12 protein-coding genes are annotated in these 15,617 nt (G+C 71.9%); 7 read left to right on the top strand and 5 right to left on the bottom strand.

Going from position 1 to position 15,617, the window contains the following annotated elements; genetic code table 11:
- The first annotated feature begins 1 nt into the window (after position 1).
- On the top strand, positions 2–1,435 hold the full coding sequence (gene eccB / locus AC0HI0_RS24640; RefSeq protein ID WP_480925866.1) for a type VII secretion protein EccB: 1,434 nt from the start codon (positions 2–4) through the stop codon (positions 1,433–1,435).
- Here the strand turns inward: eccB and AC0HI0_RS24635 are convergent.
- Positions 1,421–2,038: a TetR/AcrR family transcriptional regulator gene (locus tag AC0HI0_RS24635; protein WP_480925865.1), complete on the bottom strand. Its 618-nt coding sequence runs from the start codon at positions 2,036–2,038 to the stop codon at positions 1,421–1,423. The two genes, eccB and AC0HI0_RS24635, sit on opposite strands and share 15 nt — an antisense overlap.
- Positions 2,039–2,288: 250 nt before the next feature.
- Between AC0HI0_RS24635 and AC0HI0_RS24630 the strand changes: the two genes are divergently transcribed.
- On the top strand, positions 2,289–4,484 hold the full coding sequence (locus AC0HI0_RS24630) for an ATP-binding protein (RefSeq protein ID WP_480925864.1): 2,196 nt from the start codon (positions 2,289–2,291) through the stop codon (positions 4,482–4,484).
- Between the two features lie 293 nt (positions 4,485–4,777).
- On the opposite strand, the gene AC0HI0_RS24625 is transcribed toward AC0HI0_RS24630, so the two are convergent.
- Positions 4,778–5,839: a hypothetical protein gene (locus AC0HI0_RS24625; RefSeq protein ID WP_480925863.1), complete on the bottom strand. Its 1,062-nt coding sequence runs from the start codon at positions 5,837–5,839 to the stop codon at positions 4,778–4,780.
- 129 nt (positions 5,840–5,968) lie between these two features.
- Here AC0HI0_RS24625 and AC0HI0_RS24620 point away from each other — a divergent pair, with 129 nt between their 5' ends.
- The 5 genes from AC0HI0_RS24620 to AC0HI0_RS24600 all read left to right on the top strand — a co-directional run bounded on the left by AC0HI0_RS24620 (position 5,969) and on the right by AC0HI0_RS24600 (position 12,404).
- Positions 5,969–7,696: a hypothetical protein gene (locus AC0HI0_RS24620; RefSeq protein ID WP_480925862.1), complete on the top strand. Its 1,728-nt coding sequence runs from the start codon at positions 5,969–5,971 to the stop codon at positions 7,694–7,696.
- A gap of 386 nt (positions 7,697–8,082) precedes the next feature.
- Complete coding sequence (kdpF, locus tag AC0HI0_RS24615) at positions 8,083–8,184, top strand: K(+)-transporting ATPase subunit F (protein WP_480925861.1); 102 nt, start codon at positions 8,083–8,085, stop codon at positions 8,182–8,184.
- Positions 8,184–9,806, top strand: a complete 1,623-nt coding sequence (gene kdpA, locus AC0HI0_RS24610) for a potassium-transporting ATPase subunit KdpA (RefSeq protein ID WP_480925860.1) — start codon at positions 8,184–8,186, stop codon at positions 9,804–9,806. Before kdpF ends, kdpA begins: the two co-directional genes overlap by 1 nt.
- Positions 9,803–11,857, top strand: a complete 2,055-nt coding sequence (gene kdpB / locus AC0HI0_RS24605; protein ID WP_480925859.1) for a potassium-transporting ATPase subunit KdpB — start codon at positions 9,803–9,805, stop codon at positions 11,855–11,857. Before kdpA ends, kdpB begins: the two co-directional genes overlap by 4 nt.
- A 4-nt stretch (positions 11,858–11,861) precedes the next feature.
- Positions 11,862–12,404: a potassium-transporting ATPase subunit C gene (locus AC0HI0_RS24600; protein ID WP_480925858.1), complete on the top strand. Its 543-nt coding sequence runs from the start codon at positions 11,862–11,864 to the stop codon at positions 12,402–12,404.
- Positions 12,405–12,454: 50 nt separating this feature from the next.
- Here AC0HI0_RS24600 and AC0HI0_RS24595 read toward each other — a convergent pair whose 3' ends face one another.
- The 3 genes from AC0HI0_RS24595 to AC0HI0_RS24585 form a co-directional block, all read right to left on the bottom strand.
- Positions 12,455–13,333: a methyltransferase gene (locus AC0HI0_RS24595; protein ID WP_480925857.1), complete on the bottom strand. Its 879-nt coding sequence runs from the start codon at positions 13,331–13,333 to the stop codon at positions 12,455–12,457.
- Positions 13,334–13,664: 331 nt separating this feature from the next.
- Positions 13,665–14,309, bottom strand: coding sequence for a response regulator (locus tag AC0HI0_RS24590; protein ID WP_360735235.1), 645 nt, complete (start codon positions 14,307–14,309; stop codon positions 13,665–13,667).
- Positions 14,297–15,520 (bottom strand): sensor histidine kinase, encoded by a 1,224-nt coding sequence (locus AC0HI0_RS24585; RefSeq protein WP_480925856.1) that lies wholly within the window; start codon positions 15,518–15,520, stop codon positions 14,297–14,299. The genes AC0HI0_RS24590 and AC0HI0_RS24585 overlap by 13 nt, the downstream gene beginning before the upstream one ends.
- Between the last annotated feature and the right edge of the window lie 97 nt (positions 15,521–15,617).

Below are 15,617 nucleotides of genomic sequence, written 5' to 3'. Positions count from 1 at the left end.
CGTGGCGACCAAACGAGATCAACTCCAGGCGTACCAGTTCCTGGTGCAGCGCGCGACTTCCGCGCTGGTCACCGGCGAGACCGACCCGGAGCAGCCGCCGTTCCGACGTCCGGTGGGCGCGTCGTTCGCCGGTGTCGCGCTGGCGATCGTGGCGCTGGCGTGCGTCGGGGTGTACGGGATGGTCGTGCCGGGCGGTTCCGCCGCGTGGCGCAAGGACGACGCGGTGATCGTGGAGAAGGAGACCGGCACCCGGTACGTCTACCTCGACGGCCGGCTGCACCCGGTGGCCAACTACGCGTCGGCGTTGCTGCTGCTCGGCACGCACGGCACCACCGAGCGGGTCTCGCGGGACTCGCTGGCCGGCGTGCCGCGCGGCCCCCGGCTGGGCATCCCGGACGCGCCCGACGCGCTGCCCGGCCCGGACCGGCTGCTGTCCGGGGCGTGGTCGCTGTGCTCCGCGCCGGCCGACGACGCGGCGGGCAGCCGGATCGAGGAGTCGGTGCTGCTGGTCGGTGCCGCGCCCGGCGACGGCGCGGAGCTGGGCGACCGGGCGCTGCCCGCCGAGCTGACCACGACCGGCGAGCGGTTCCTGGTGTGGCGCGGGCACCGGCACCGCATCGACGACTACGGCGCGGTCGGCACCGGGCTGGCGCTGACCGCGCGGCCGTGGGCCCGGGTCGGCCGGGCGTGGCTGGACGTGCTGCCCGAGGGCGACCCGATCGGCCCGCTGCCCGTGCCGCGCGCGGGCGAGCCGTCCACCGCCGTGCCGGGCAAGCCGGACCTGCGGATCGGCACGCTGCTGGTGGTGCGCTCGTCGGGCGGCGGCACCCAGCACTACCTGGTCGAACCGGACGCGCTGCGCCCGATCAGCGAGTTGCAGTACGACGTGCAGCGCGCGTTCACGCCCGTCCTGGCCGCCTACCCGGGCGCCGAGCCGACCGCGCTGCCGCTGGCCCCGGCGCTGGCCGCCGCCGCCCGCCGGCTCGACCCGGTGCCCGCCACCGAGGGCGCGCCGCCGGTCGCCCGCCCGGAGTTCGCGCCGCTGCCGGACCACGAGTCGACGGTGTGCGCGACGTTCGACCCCGGCCGCTCCGCACCGCGCCTGGTCGTGGAGCCGAGCCTGCCCCGGTCCGACCCGATGACCACGACCGGCCGCCGGGACGCCGAGGGCACGCCGCTCGCGGACCGCGTGCACGTGCCGCCGGGGTGGGCGGCGGTGGTCGAGTCGATGCCGTCGGCGAACGCGCCGGCCGGCACCTACACCGTCGTCACGGACCTGGGCCGGCGCTACCCGGTGGCCTCGCCCGAGCTGCTGGAGGTGCTCGGCTACCCCGGCGTCCACCCGGTCCGGCTGCCCGCCGGCCTGGTGGTGCGGTTGCCGGAAGGCCCCGGCCTCGACCCGGCCGCCGCCGCCCGGCAGTCACCGGGTGGGTGACATCGAGTCCATCAGCTGGGCGACCACCTCGCCGTACAGGCCGGTGCGCACCACGGTCGGCTCCATCACGTGCTGGAGCGCGAGCCCGAGGAACAGGCCGTTCAACGCGACCGCGAGGTCCGCCGCCGGGATGTCGGACTTCAGCGTGCCGTTGTCCATCTCGTGCTGGATGAGGGCGGCCATCAGCCCGCGCACCGAACGCGCCCCCTCGGAGAACCGGTTGCGCACGTCGGTGTCGCGGGCGGCGGCGAACAGGAACTCCATGTGCAGCAGGAACCACTCGGGGTTCTGCTTGAGGTCGACCATCGACCAGTGCGTCACGGTCCGCATCCGGTCCCGCAGCGTGCCCTCGGCGGCCAGGAACACCTCGGCGATCTGCTCCGCGCGCCGGGTCGTGGTCTGCTCGTAGAGCGCGTAGTACAGGTCCAGCTTGTTGCGGAACTGCGAGTAGACCGCGCCGTGCGTGTACCCGGCCTCCACCGCGATGTCGCCGACCGAGGCACCGGAGTACCCCTTGCGCGCGAACACCCGGGCCGCCGCGTCGAGCAGCTCGTCGCGGGTCTGCGCGGCGCGTTCCGCGCGGGTCGGACGGTTCGTGGTCACGGTATTGCGTCCCTGATCCGGATTGTGGCCGCAATCCAAGCGGTGCCACCCACCATAACCCGCCACACCCACCCGGACCCGCGCAACGTCCCGACCAGGTCGTTCGGGCGATTCCGGCCCCAGGCGGGACGTCCGGCCGGCGCGCGGCCGAGTTCGGGCGAACCCGAAATAGCCGGGCCTGGTGGTGGCGCGCCGGGTGCATCCTGGTCCGGCGGTCGCTGCCGGAGGCGCACGGCCGGGAGGGCGTCCCGTGGCGGCGATACCTCGACCAGAGCCCGGATCCGACCCCGCTGCGGCCACCGGACCGGCGTCGGCCAACGTGCTGTCCGACACCACGGTCGACGGGCACGTCCTACAGGTCGGGGTGGTGCACGGCGGAGTCCACGTGCACCGGGAACCGGGCCGCGACGCGCCACGCCAACTGCCGGCGGCACCACCGTCGTTCAGCGGGCGCGCCGACGCGCTGGCCGCGCTGGACCGGGCACTGACCGGCGTCGACACCGGTCCGCTGCCCCGGGAACCCGCTGCCGGGGCGACCCCGATGCTGGCGGCCATCGGAGGCGCGGGCGGCGTCGGCAAGACCTGGCTGGCCCTGCACTGGGCCCACGCGCGGCGGGACCGGTTCCCGGACGGGGTGCTGTTCGCGGACCTGCGCGGCTTCAGCCCCAGCGGCGACCCCGTGCCACCCGCGGCGGCGATCCACGGGTTCCTCGACGCACTGGGCGTCGAGCCCGACCGGATCCCCACGGACCTCGACGCGCGCGCCACGATGTTCCGCAGCCTGGTCTCGGGCCGGCGGATGATGATCCTGCTGGACAACGCCGCTTCGTCGGACCAGGTCATCCCGCTGCTGCCGGGCAGTCCCGGCTGCGCGGTGCTGATCACCTGCCGCACCAGGCTCGCCTCGGTCATCGACCGGCACGGCGCCCACCACCTGCAACTGGACGTGCTCACCGACGAGGAGTCGCGGGTGCTGCTGGCCGCGCGCCTGGGCGCGGCGCGGGTGGCCGCCGAGCCGGGGGCGACCGACGAGCTGGTCGACCTGTGCGGGCGCTACCCGCTGGCGTTGTCGATCATGGCCCGCCACGCGCACACCCGCCCCGCCGTCCCGTTGGCCGAACTCACCGCCGAGCTGCGCGAACTCGGCCTGGAGATGCTGGACCACGACACCGACCCGGTCGCCAGCCTGCCCGCCGTGCTGTCGTGGTCGCTGCGCAGCCTGACCGGCGAGCAGCGGCGGGTGTTCGCGCTGCTCAGCGTCGCTCCCGGCCCGGACACCGGCCTGGCCGCCGCAGCGGCCCTGACCGGACTGCCGGAGGCCCGGACGCGCCGGGCACTGCGCACCCTGGAGGACGTCTCGTTGGTCGACCGGCACCCGGGAGGCCGCTACGCGATGCACGACCTGATCCGCGAGTACGCCGCCACGATCGCCGGGGAACCGGAGGAACCGGCGGCCCTGGACCGGGTGGTCGACTTCTACCTGCACACCGCGTGCGCCGCCGACCGGCTCCTGGAACCCCACGCCCAGCCCCTCCGGCTCGACCCGCCGGCACCGGGCGTCCGCCCGCTCCCGCTCCCCGACGACGTGGCGGCGATGGCCTGGCTGGAGACCGAGTACGCCCACCTGCTGGCCGCCCAGCAGGTGGCCGTCGCCCGGCACCGCCACCAGGTGGTGTGGCAGCTGGCGTGGGCGCTGACCGCGTTCCACGGCAGGCGGGGCCACCGCCGCGACGCGGTGGCGGTGTGGCGTGCCGGGCTGGACGCCGCGAACCACCTGCCGTCACCGGTCACCCGCGTGCGGGCCCTGCGCCTCCTCGGCCGAGCCCACCACCGGCTGGGCGAGGACGAGGAGGCGATCGGGCACCTGCACCGGGCACTCGTGCTGGCCGAACGCCACAGCGAACCGATGGAGCGGGCCCACACCCACTACGTGCTCGCGTGGACCTTGGCCCGCCGCACGGACACCACACGGGCTGTCGAACACGCGCGGCGCGCACTGGGGCTCTACCGCGCGCTCGGCCAGTCCGCCGGGCAAGCCAACGCGCTCAACCAGGTGGGTTGGCTGACCGCACGCCTGGGGGATCACGACGTGGCCCGCGCCCACTGCGAAGCCGCGCTCGTCCTGCACCGCCGCCACCGCGACCTGGACGGGGAAGCCGCCGCCCTGGACAGCCTCGGCTACATCGACCACCACACCGGACGGCACCGCGAGGCCGTCGCCCACTACCGGCAGGCCCTCCGCCTGTTCGACCTGCTCGGCAACATCACCTCGGCGGCCGACACGTTCGACGACCTCGGCCGGTCCTGGGTCGCCCTCGGCCGCCGCGACGAGGCGCGGGCGGCGTGGGTGCAGGCGCGGGACCGCTACCGGCAGCAGGGACGCGCGTCCGACGCGGCGGGCGTGCAGCAGCGGCTCGACGGGCTCGACCGCGAAGGTCTCCGGTGAACCCGTACCGGTGCCGGGTGCGGCCGGGAGTCGCCCGCCAGGGCTGTTTCCGCACCGTCCGCCGGACGTTTGTTCGCCGCCGGTCGAGGCGATCGGACCGGCGGCCGTCGTCGCGAGCGGGTGGGGACGGTTCCGGGGTGGTGCGCACCGCACGATCTTGGTCACGCCATACGTATTTCATGCGCCGCCTATGCTTCGGCGGGGGAAATACGTGAAATGCGGTCCGATACATGATTCCACCGGCCCCGGATTCTTGAATCATGAATGACCGGTCCATGCCTGACCGACGGCTTTCATGATTCCACGATCCGTTGGTGGAGTGCGGCGGGCCAGGCGTTGACCAGGGTCAGGGCGTCGAAGAGGCGCTTGAACTCCGGCACGTTGTCCTTGGTTTTGGACCGGTCGTTCGGGCGTTCCACCTCGGGGTATTCGTGCCGGATCGCCCGCAAGGTGTGGCGGACCACCGCCGCGCCGGACTCGTTGAAGTTCTTGACGTTCTTCTTGTGGCGGGCCAGGTCGATGCCGGGGGTGTCGTGCGCCATCGGCTTCAGGTGGGGCGCGTACAGCACGAGTTCCAGCCGGTTGTACTCCGAGATGCCGGGCAGCGGCTTGCTGGACTTGAGCAGGGCGGGGTTCCGGTAGTGCTCGATGCACCTCTCGATGATGCGCAGGATGGCAGGCACGTCGGCCGGTGACAGGATGTTCCAGGACCTCAGGTACTGCCAGTCCAGCCTGGCCTTGCCGAGTAAGGCTTCTTCCGGGTTGTACATGGAACCATCCCCGTAGGATTCGAAGAGGTCGCGCAGCGCCCGGTGGTCGGTGACCGCCGCTTTGGCGCACGCCTGGTCCAGGACTGCCAGCGCTGGGTCGGCGAAGTCCTGATCGTCCCCCCACAGCACGACGTGGACCGGTCCGGCCCGCCGCCAATCGCACTCGCCCCGCAACACCGAGGCCAACCCCTTCGGGCGGTGCCTGCGGTATTCCGCGTACACCGCGGTGAACATGTCGGTGACGGAGGTCTTCCGGGACGGGGGCGGTGCTTCCAGCACCAGGAAGATCATCGTGTACCGGTAGAGCTTCGCCATCCGCACGGCGTCGACCGGCACCGCCTCGACGTCGACACCCCGGGTACGGCACTGCTCGACGACGAGCTTCGCCAGCCTGTCGCACTTCAGCCCCGGGCCCTGGACGACCAGGGCCCAGCCGTCGGTGAACAGCTCGTCCCGGCGGGACCTCGGGACCGTCGCGGTCGCGGTGCCCGCCGGCGCCGTCCGATCGGTCCGGGTCGTGCCGACGACGGCCGATCCGCCCGCACCTTCCGCTGTGCCCGGGCCGGGGGCCGCGGCGTCTGTCATGCGTGGGAGGGTAGGTGAGCTGATCCACTGCCCACAGGGTCATTCATGAATCCGGCGGTCGTAGACCTATCCGGTCGAGATTCATGAATGAGGTGGAGCCCTCCGTTCGGCCGTGTCAATGTCGCTCGCATGGCTGACCAAAGCCCGATGTACTTCGGCCCGCTCCGCAGGCACGTCGCCTGCGCGGTCCGAAGGGCGATTCATGTGAGGGCGAACGCGGGTCTGCTCGCCCTCGCCCACGTGCACCTGCAATTGGGGCTGCGCTCGGAATGGGTGGTGAATTCCGCGCCACCGGAATCACCGGTGGACCGCTGGCACGCGCTGATGAACTGGTTGTTCGGCGCGTTACTCGACGATGATCCGAGGGATGGTGAGGCGAATGCACCACCAGTCACCACCGAAGAGGAGGAGGCAAGCATAGATCGTATCCTGGCTGCGGTCGGGTCGTTTCTCATGGCGGAGGCGGCGGCCCTCCAGGACCAGGTCGACATCTCGCTCGCGGTGGAACCCGCGGAGTTGCGCGAACTCGCCGAAATCGATGCCGTCGAACAGATGGGGATCGCCCTCGCGTCGGCCAACACTTCGGCCCACGCGCTGCTCGCGCACGTCGGTGCCGGGACGTGGCGGAGCGTCCTGGACTCGACGGTCGCCCCGCCGACGACCGGTCCCGATCGGCGCCTGCGGGCCGATTCGTCGACCACTGCGGTCGACGGTACTGCTTCCGGTGCGGCCGGCCAAGTGCGGACGCCGTCGGCCGACGATCGACTGCAAAACCGGCACGTGCCGTTGACGGTGGTCGTGGTGGACAACTCCGATCACGTCGTGAATGGCCGGTTGATCTTCCACAAAGTGCGTGATCTGGTACTCAGGCGGCTTTCCGGAATCTACACCACGTCCACCTCCCTGGCCGTGGTGTTCATCACGGTGGACGGCCGGCAGACTGATCCGGTATTGCTCGAAGTCGTCCACCCGCTGCGCCTTTCGGACGACAGCGAACGGATTTTGGAGCGATATCTCCAGATCACCTCCCGACCGGTGGAGGACGCGGTGGGCGGGGTCGCCGACCGGCGCGGACCGCCCGAGGTCGAGTTGCTCGACCGGATGGAGGACCTGGCCTCGGCGTTGACGTTCGCGGTGGAAGCGCTCGCCCCCGAGCAGATCATCGTGGTCAGCGACGCGTCCACGCGGTACTACGGGATTCCCGCCCAGCTGTTCGCTTCGGGTGCGTTGCCCGACCCCGGCGAGTACGTCGCGCGGATGCAGGACAAGGGGTACCGGCCGGATCTGCACGGGCGCACGGTCACCCTGGTCGCACCCAAGGCTTCCAGGGTGTTCACCGCCTACTGGATGGCGTTGTGCGGTGATTGCGAGGCCATCGAGTGGCTGGTGCTGGAGTTCGAGCCGGCGACGCCCGCGTCGGCGCGGGCGGACGCCGTGGGACGGGGGGTCGTCGGTGGCCGCGCGCCCGGTCCCGAGATCGGGGAGAAGCCGGTCCGCCCGGGGTGGACGATCGTGGTGGACGACGACGCCAAACCGCGCCGGGTCCTGCACCGGGCCACGTGGACGGTGACGTCGGTGGTCGCGGTGTCGGCGGCCGGGGGCTTCGCGGCGGGGATGAGCAACGGGGGATTGGCGGCCCTGGTGGTGCTCATCGTGCTGGCGACGATCCTGCCGCTGACCAGTAGGCAGGTCGCGCCGAGGTTCATGGGGCGGTTCGGCATCGCGGTGCTCCAGTCCACCAAGCTGCGGCACTTCGCCAACGTCGCCTTCGGCCAAGCGCCCCCGGTCGACGCCCGGTCGCCGACCGCCGGGGACACCGTCCACATCGGATCGATCCGGGTCCGCTCACCGATCTAGCCCGATTCCGGTATCTCGACCGCGCCGCCCGCGAGGGGTGCGCGGCAGGTTTGCCGTTCTCGGTGTCGGAAGGCCGCGTGGACGGCCTTCCGACACCGCCCCCGTCACGCCTGGTAGTCGCACTGGACCGATCGGGTGGACACCCCGGTGAGAGCGGCGTCTCCCGCCCGTCAACGACGCGTAAAGATGGCGTTGGGGCGTGTCAAGGGCGCATCAGGCGCGTCAAGGCGTCCTACTTCCTGATGCACCCTTTCCGGCGAGTGGCCTGTCGAAACGGCCTGGAACAGTCGGGAAGGGAGCGCGCTCATGGCCGATCTGGCTTATGCGCTGCTGCTGATCGGTGTCTTCGTGTTGCTGGCGCTGGGCGTCCGCGGACTGGAGAAGCTGTGAGCGGCACCGGGGTGGTGGCGAACGTCGTTGCCGGCGTGCTCGCGCTGCTGTTGATCGGCTACCTGTTCGTCGCTCTGATCAGGCCGGAGAAGTTCTGATGTCATCCACCGCGGCCGGCCTGCTCCAGGTCGGCCTGTTGATCGCCGCGCTGGCTGTGGTCTACCGGCCGTTCGGCGACTACATGGCGCGAGTCTACAGCGGCACCAAGCACTCGCGGGTCGAGCGCGCCGTCTACAAGATCGCGCGCGTCGACCCGGAGTCCGAACAGCGCTGGGGCACGTACGCGTTGGGCGTGCTGGGTTTCTCGTTCGTCGGGATCGTGTTCCTCTACGTCGTCCAGCGCGTGCAGTCCGTGCTGCCGTTCAACTTCGACCGGGGCGACGTCGAGCCGGGCATGGCGTTCAACACCGCCATCAGCTTCGTGGCGAACACGAACTGGCAGTCCTACGTGCCGGAGACCGTGATGGGCCACACGGTCCAGCTCATCGGCCTGACCGTGCAGAACTTCGTGTCCGCCGCCGTGGGCATGGCGGTCGCGATCGCGCTGGTGCGGGGTTTCGTGCGCCACCAGACCGACCGGTTGGGCAACTTCTGGGTCGACCTGGTGCGCGGCACGATCCGCATCCTGCTGCCGGTGTCGTTCCTGTTCGCCATCGTGCTGGTGGCGCTCGGCGTGGTGATGAGCTTCAAGTCCGGTGTCACGGTCGACGGCCAGTCCGTCGCCACCGCGCCGGTCGCCGGCCAGGAAGTGATCAAAGAGCTGGGCACGAACGGCGGCGGCGTGTTGAACGCCAACTCCGCGCACCCGTTCGAGAACCCCAACGGCTGGACCAACCTGATCGAGATCTTCCTGATCCTGGTGATCCCGGTCTGCCTGACCCGGACGTTCGGCACGCTGGTCGGCGACCGCAGGCAGGGCACCGTGCTGATCGGCGTGATGGGCACGCTGTGGGCGCTGATGCTCACCGTCATCTGGGTCGCCGAGGCGCACGGCCTGCGTCCGCTGGAGGGCAAGGAGGTCCGGTTCGGCATCCCGTCGAGCGCGTTGTTCGCCGACACCACCACGGCCACCTCCACCGGTGCGGTCAACTCGATGCACGACTCCTACACCGGCCTGGGCGGTGGTGGGACGTTGCTGAACATGCTGTTCGGCGAGATGACGCCGGGCGGTGTCGGCACCGGCCTCTACAGCATCCTGGTGATGGCGATCATCGCGATGTTCCTGGCGGGCCTGATGGTCGGCCGGACTCCGGAGTACCTGGGCAAGAAGCTGGGCCGGCGCGAGGTGACCGCCGCCGCCGTGTCGATCCTGGCCATGCCGACGGTGTTGCTGATCGGCGCCGGGATCGCGGCGATCCTGCCGAGCACGCAAGGGGCGTTGAACAACTCCGGTGAGCACGGCCTGTCCGAGATCCTCTACGCCTACGCGTCGGCGTCGAACAACAACGGCAGCGCGTTCGCCGGGATCACGGTCACCAGCGACTGGTTCCAGGCCTCGCTCGGGGTGTGCATGGCGCTGGGCCGGTTCATGCCGATCGTCGCCGTGCTGTGCCTGGCCGGCTCCCTCGCGGCGCAGAAGAAGGTGCCGGTCACGGCCGGGACGCTGCCCACCACGGGCCCGTTGTTCGCGTCGCTGCTGGGCGGCAGCATCGTGCTGGTCGCCGCGCTCACCTTCGTCCCCGCTCTCGCCCTCGGTCCCATCGCGGAGGCCCTGCTGTGACCACCACCACCGACCGTCCACAGCGGACTCCCGAGGAGATCCGCGACCGCCACGCGCGCAACCTGGGCCGCCAGGTTTCGGCCGGCGTGTTCAACCCCCGCCAGCTGCTCACCTCGTTCCCGGACGCGCTGCGCAAGTTCCACCCGCGCCACCAGTTGCGCAACCCGGTCATGTTCGTGGTGTGGGTGGGGTCGATCCTGGTCACCGTGTTCGCGATCGGCGACCCCGGCGTGTTCACCATCGCGGTCGCGGTGTGGCTGTGGTTCACCGTGCTGTTCGCGAACCTGGCCGAGGCCGTCGCCGAGGGGCGCGGCAAGGCGCAGGCGGAATCGTTGCGCAAGACCAAGACCGACGCCGTCGCCCGGCTCACCGACGGCCGCACGGTGGCCGGCACCGAGTTGCAGGTCGGCGACCTGGTCGTGGTCGAGGCGGGCGAGGTGATCCCCGGCGACGGCGACGTGGTCGAGGGCATCGCCACCGTGGACGAGTCCGCGATCACCGGCGAGTCCGCCCCGGTCATCCGCGAGTCCGGCGGCGACCGCTCGGCCGTCACCGGCGGCACCACCGTGCTCTCGGACCGGATCGTCGTGCGGATCACCACCAAGCCCGGCGAGTCCTTCGTGGACCGGATGATCGCGCTCGTGGAAGGCGCGCAGCGGCAGAAGACGCCCAACGAGATCGCGTTGACGATCCTGCTGTCCACCTTGACGATCATCTTCATGCTGGCCGTGGTGGCGTTGCAGCCCTTCGCGATCTTCTCCGGCGGCGAGCAGTCGGTGATCGTGCTGACCGCGCTGCTGGTCTGCCTGATCCCCACCACGATCGGCGCGCTGCTCTCCGCGATCGGCATCGCCGGCATGGACCGCCTGGTCCAGCGCAACGTCCTGGCCACCTCGGGCAAGGCGGTCGAGGCGGCCGGCGACATCGACACCCTGCTGCTGGACAAGACCGGCACCATCACCTGGGGCAACCGCCGGGCCACCGAGTTCATCCCGGTGCGCGGCACCTCGATGGACGACCTGGTCGACGCCGCACGGCTGTCCAGCCTCGCCGACGGCACCCCGGAGGGCCGCAGCGTGGTCGAGCTGTGCGCGTCCGAGCACGGCCGCTCCGCCGAACCGACCGACGCGGAGAAGGCGGGCGAGTTCGTGCCCTTCACCGCGCAGACCCGGATGAGCGGCATCGACCTGGACGGCCGGAGGATCCGCAAGGGCGCGGCGAGCGCGTTCACCCTCGACGAGTCCACCAGGACCGTCGTGGACGAGATCAGCGCCCAGGGCGGCACGCCGCTCGTCGTCGCCGACGACGACGCCGTGCTCGGCGTGATCCGGCTGTCGGACGTGGTCAAGCCCGGCATGCGCGAGCGGTTCGCCGAACTGCGCTCGATGGGCATCCGCACGGTGATGGTGACCGGCGACAACCCGTTGACCGCCAAGGCGATCGCGGACGAGGCGGGCGTGGACGACTACCTCGCCGAGGCCAAGCCCGAGGACAAGATGGCGCTCATCCGCGCCGAGCAGGAGGGCGGCAAGCTGGTCGCGATGACCGGCGACGGCACCAACGACGCCCCCGCCCTCGCGCAGTCCGACGTCGGCGTGGCCATGAACACCGGCACCTCGGCGGCCAAGGAAGCCGGGAACATGGTGGACCTGGACTCCGACCCCACCAAGCTGATCGAGATCGTGGAGATCGGCAAGCAGCTGCTGATCACCCGGGGCGCGCTGACCACCTTCAGCGTGGCCAACGACCTGGCGAAGTACTTCGCGATCCTGCCCGCCATGTTCGCCGCGATCTACCCGCAGCTCGACCGGCTCAACATCATGCACCTCGGGTCGCCGCAGTCCGCGATCCTGTCCGCGGTGATCTTCAACGCGCTCATCATCGTCGTGCTGATCCCGTTGGCGCTGCGCGGGGTCCGCTACCAGCCCTCCAGCGCCTCCGCGCTGCTGCGCCGCAACCTGCTGATCTACGGGCTGGGCGGCGTCGTCACGCCGTTCGTCGGGATCTGGCTGATCGACCTGCTCGTGCGACTCATCCCCGGAATCGGGTGACCCAGTGAACAACTTCGCCAAACAAGCCCTCGCCGGACTGCGCGTCCTGCTGGTGCTGACCGTCATCACCGGGGTCCTGTACCCCACCGCCGTGTGGGCCGTCTCCCGGCTGCCCGGACTGCACGCCAACGCCGAAGCCGTCGACACCACCCTGATCGGCGTCGACCGCGAAGGCGACCAGTGGTTCCACACCCGGCCCTCGGCGGCCACGCCGCCCGCGTCGGGCGGTTCCAACAAGAGCGAGCGCAACGCCGACTACGACACCGTGGTCGCCGAACGCAGGACCGCTGTGGCGCAACGGGAAGGCGTCCCCGAGGACCAGGTCCCCGAAGACGCCGTGACCGCCTCCGGATCCGGGCTCGACCCGCACATCAGCCCCGCCTACGCCGAACTCCAGACTCCTCGCGTGGCCCGGCAGAACGGCCTGGGCGAGGACCTGGTGCGGCAACTGGTGCGGGACAACACCGACGGTCGCGGTGCCGGCATCCTCGGCGAGCCCGGCGTCAACGTCACCGCCCTCAACCGGGCGCTGGAAGCCGCGAAGTGAGCGCGACGGTGGCCGCCCGCCAGGCGGCCACCGTCACCTCCCGGCCACCATCACCTCTCCACCGCGGCGAGCCGCCACAGCGAGACCACCTCGGCCGCCCGCTGCTCGGCGAACGGACCCCGGCGGGTCCGGTGCCGGGGCCGGACGTCCAAGCGGTCCAGCACGGTCAGCCCGGCGTCGGCGATCGTCGCGGCGAGTTCGCCGGGTGCCCGCAGCCCGAGCCGCTCGGCCAGGTCGGACAGCACCAGCCAGCCCTCCCCGCCGGCGGTGAGGTGCCGCGGCAGCCCGTGCAGGAAACCGCGCAGCATCACCGAGTCCGGGTCGTACACGGCGGCGTCGAGCGACGACTCCGGCACGCCGGGCAGCCACGGCGGGTTGCACACCACCAGGTCGGCGCGGCCCGGCGGGAACAGGTCGGCCCGCACCACCTCGACGCCGTACCGCGCGGTGTTCTCCCGCGCGCACGCGACCGCGCGCGGCTCGACGTCGGTGGCCACCACGCGCCGCGCGCCCCGGCGGGCCAGCAGCGCCAGCACTCCGGTGCCGGTGCCGACGTCGAACACCGTCACGGGGTCCGGCCACGGCGCGGCGGCCACCAGGTCGAGGTAGTCCTGCCGGGTCGGCGCGAACACCCCGTGGTGCGGGTGGATCCGTTCGCCCAGCACCGGCACCCACAGCCCTTCGGTGCGCCGGCGGTGCGCGCCCAGCACGCCGAGCAGCTCGGTGAGCGGGACCAGCAGTGGACCGGGCGGGAAGACCGGCGCGCACGCGTCGGCGACTTCGGGCGCGTGCCGCAACGCGACCCGGTGGCCATCGGTCAGCTCGACCACCAGCCGGCTGAGCAGGTGCGCCCGCCGCGCGACGGCCCGACGGTGCTCGCCGAACGTCGCCCCGCGCGGCTCCAGCCGGCGTTTCGCCGCCGCCGGCACCTGCCGGGCGGTGCGGTAGTCGCCCCGCCAACAGCACGGCGCGGTCGCGCCGGGCCCAGCGGAGCAGGTGGTCGGCGCGCAGCTCGTCGCCCGCGACGACCGGGGACAGCGGCACGCGGTGGCGGGAAGCCCACCTGGCCGTGCGGATCAGGCCGTGTTCCGGCCGGCTGACGTGGGGGTGGTGGTGCACCGGTGACTCCGGACGACGGGGAACCGCCTCCGGAGGGTGTGCCGTCCGAAGACGGCTCCGTTCGGGATGAGGGCAGCCGTCAGCAGGACGGGACTCTCCACACCACCGAACCGGGGACCACGCCGCGACCTCACCAGCGGGTCACGCGTTCAAGTACGCCAGGACCGCCTGCACGCGGCGGTGGCCGCCGTCGTCGTTGGGCAGGTTCAGCTTGGTGAAGATGTTGCGGATGTGCTTGAGGACCGCGCCCTCGCTCACCACGAGGGTGCCCGCGATGGTCGCGTTGTTGTGGCCCTCGGCCATCAGCGAGAGCACCTCGCGCTCGCGCGCGGTCAGCGTCGCCAGCGGGTCGTCCGGCTTGCGGCGCACCAGCAGTTGGGAGATGACCTCCGGGTCCATCGCGGTGCCGCCCTCGGCCACCCGGGTCAGCGCCTCGACGAACCGCTCGACCTTGCCCACCCGCTCCTTGAGCAGGTAGCCGACCCCGCCCGCGCCGTCGGCCAGCAGCTCGGCCGCGTAGCTGTTCTCCACGTACGCCGACAGCACCAGCACCGGCAGCCCGGGGTGGATGCGCCGGGCCTCGGACGCCGCGCGCAGCCCCTCGTCGGTGAACGTCGGGGGCAGCCGCACGTCGGTGACCACGGCGTCCGGCCGGTCGTCGGCGATCGCGGCCAGGAACTCGGTCGCGTTGTCCACGGCCGCCACGATGGTCATGCCCGCGTTGCCCAGCAGCAGGGTCAGACCTTCGCGCAGCAGCACGTCGTCCTCGACGATCACAACCCGCAAGGAAGCTCCACTCGCAACACGGTAGGTCCGCCTGGCGGGCTGCTCAGGTCGGCGTGGCCGTCGAACGCGTCGGCACGGCGCTGTATGCCGACGATACCCGTGCCGAGGTCGCCGTCGGCACCACCCCGCCCGTTGTCCCGGACCGTGATGAACAGCCGGTCCGGCGACGCGTCCAGCCGGACCGAGGCGGCGTCGGCCGCCGAGTGCTTGGTGATGTTGGTCAGCGCCTCGGCGATGATGAAGTACGCCGCCGCCTCGATCGCGGCGGGCTGCCGCCCGATCGGCGCCACCTCCAGCGAGGTCGGCACCGGGCAGCGGGCCGCGAGCGCGGAGACCGCGCCGTCCAGGCCCCGGTCGGACAGCACCGGCGGGTAGATGCTGCGCACCACCTCGCGCAGCTCGGCCAGCGCGTCGGTCGCGGTGTCCTGCGCCTTCCTGACCAGACCGAACGCCGCCTCCGGGTCCCGTTCGCGCATCTGGTCGGCGATGCCGAGCTGCATCACGACGGCGGCGATCCGGGCCTGCGCGCCGTCGTGCAGGTCACGTTCGATGCGCCGCAGCTCGGCCCCGTGCGCCTCCAGCGCGCCGGCCCGGGAGGCGGTCAGCTCGGCCACCCGGTCGGTCAGCCGCACGCCCTCCGGGGGCGAGAGCAGGGTGCGCGCCAACAGGGCGTGCCACCGGGCGAACCGGGGTGTCTGGAAGGCCAGCCAGGCCATGACCAGGCCCGCCACCGGGGTGAGCGCGGCGGTCGACCACGAGTCCACGACCAGCCCGAACGAGGAGTCCACGCCGCCGGGCACCAGCGACCAGTAGGCCGGGATCAGGAAGTTGTTGACCGCGCTGAGCGGGAACCCGATCACCAGGCCGAACAGCAGCAGCCCGCCGAACCCGTGCACGGCCAGCCACAGCAGGTCGCGCCGGTTGGCCCGGTCCTTCGCCGCGGTGACCACCTGGCCGAGCACCGGACCGTCCAGGACCTGGTACGCCTCCGGGATCGGCTCGCCCAGGTACCGGGCGGCGCGCCGGCGGTCGTAGGCGATCAGCGGGCGGATCAGCCGCAGCGCCTCGGGCAGCGCGGGCAGGCCCACGCCCACGAGGCACGCCGCCAGCACCACGCCCAACGCGGACAGCGCGATGATCGACAGGAACGCGGTGACCGCGCCCACCGCCACGTAACGCGCGGCGGTCCACAGCGGAGTCAGCCTGGTCATGCCCTCGATTGTGGCGGACGGACCCCCGTCGGGGCGGTAGTGCAGGCGCTACCACCACTGGCTCGTCAGCGGGATCGAATCCGCGGCTCCCGGACGT

This window comes from Saccharothrix sp. NBAS 001 (assembly GCF_056640475.1).
The sequence above is the reverse complement of the archived record's forward strand: the minus strand, read 5'-3'. Positions and strand labels throughout refer to the sequence as shown.

Bases quoted from the DNA above. Each gene is read 5' to 3' on its own strand.
- AC0HI0_RS24625 (WP_480925863.1), bottom strand. From the start codon at position 5,839: ATGACAGACGCCGCGGCCCCCGGCCCGGGCACAGCGGAAGGTGCGGGC.
- AC0HI0_RS24620 (WP_480925862.1), top strand. From the start codon at position 5,969: ATGGCTGACCAAAGCCCGATGTACTTCGGCCCGCTCCGCAGGCACGTC.
- AC0HI0_RS24585 (WP_480925856.1), bottom strand. From the start codon at position 15,520: ATGACCAGGCTGACTCCGCTGTGGACCGCCGCGCGTTACGTGGCGGTG.
- kdpA (WP_480925860.1), top strand. From the start codon at position 8,184: ATGTCATCCACCGCGGCCGGCCTGCTCCAGGTCGGCCTGTTGATCGCC.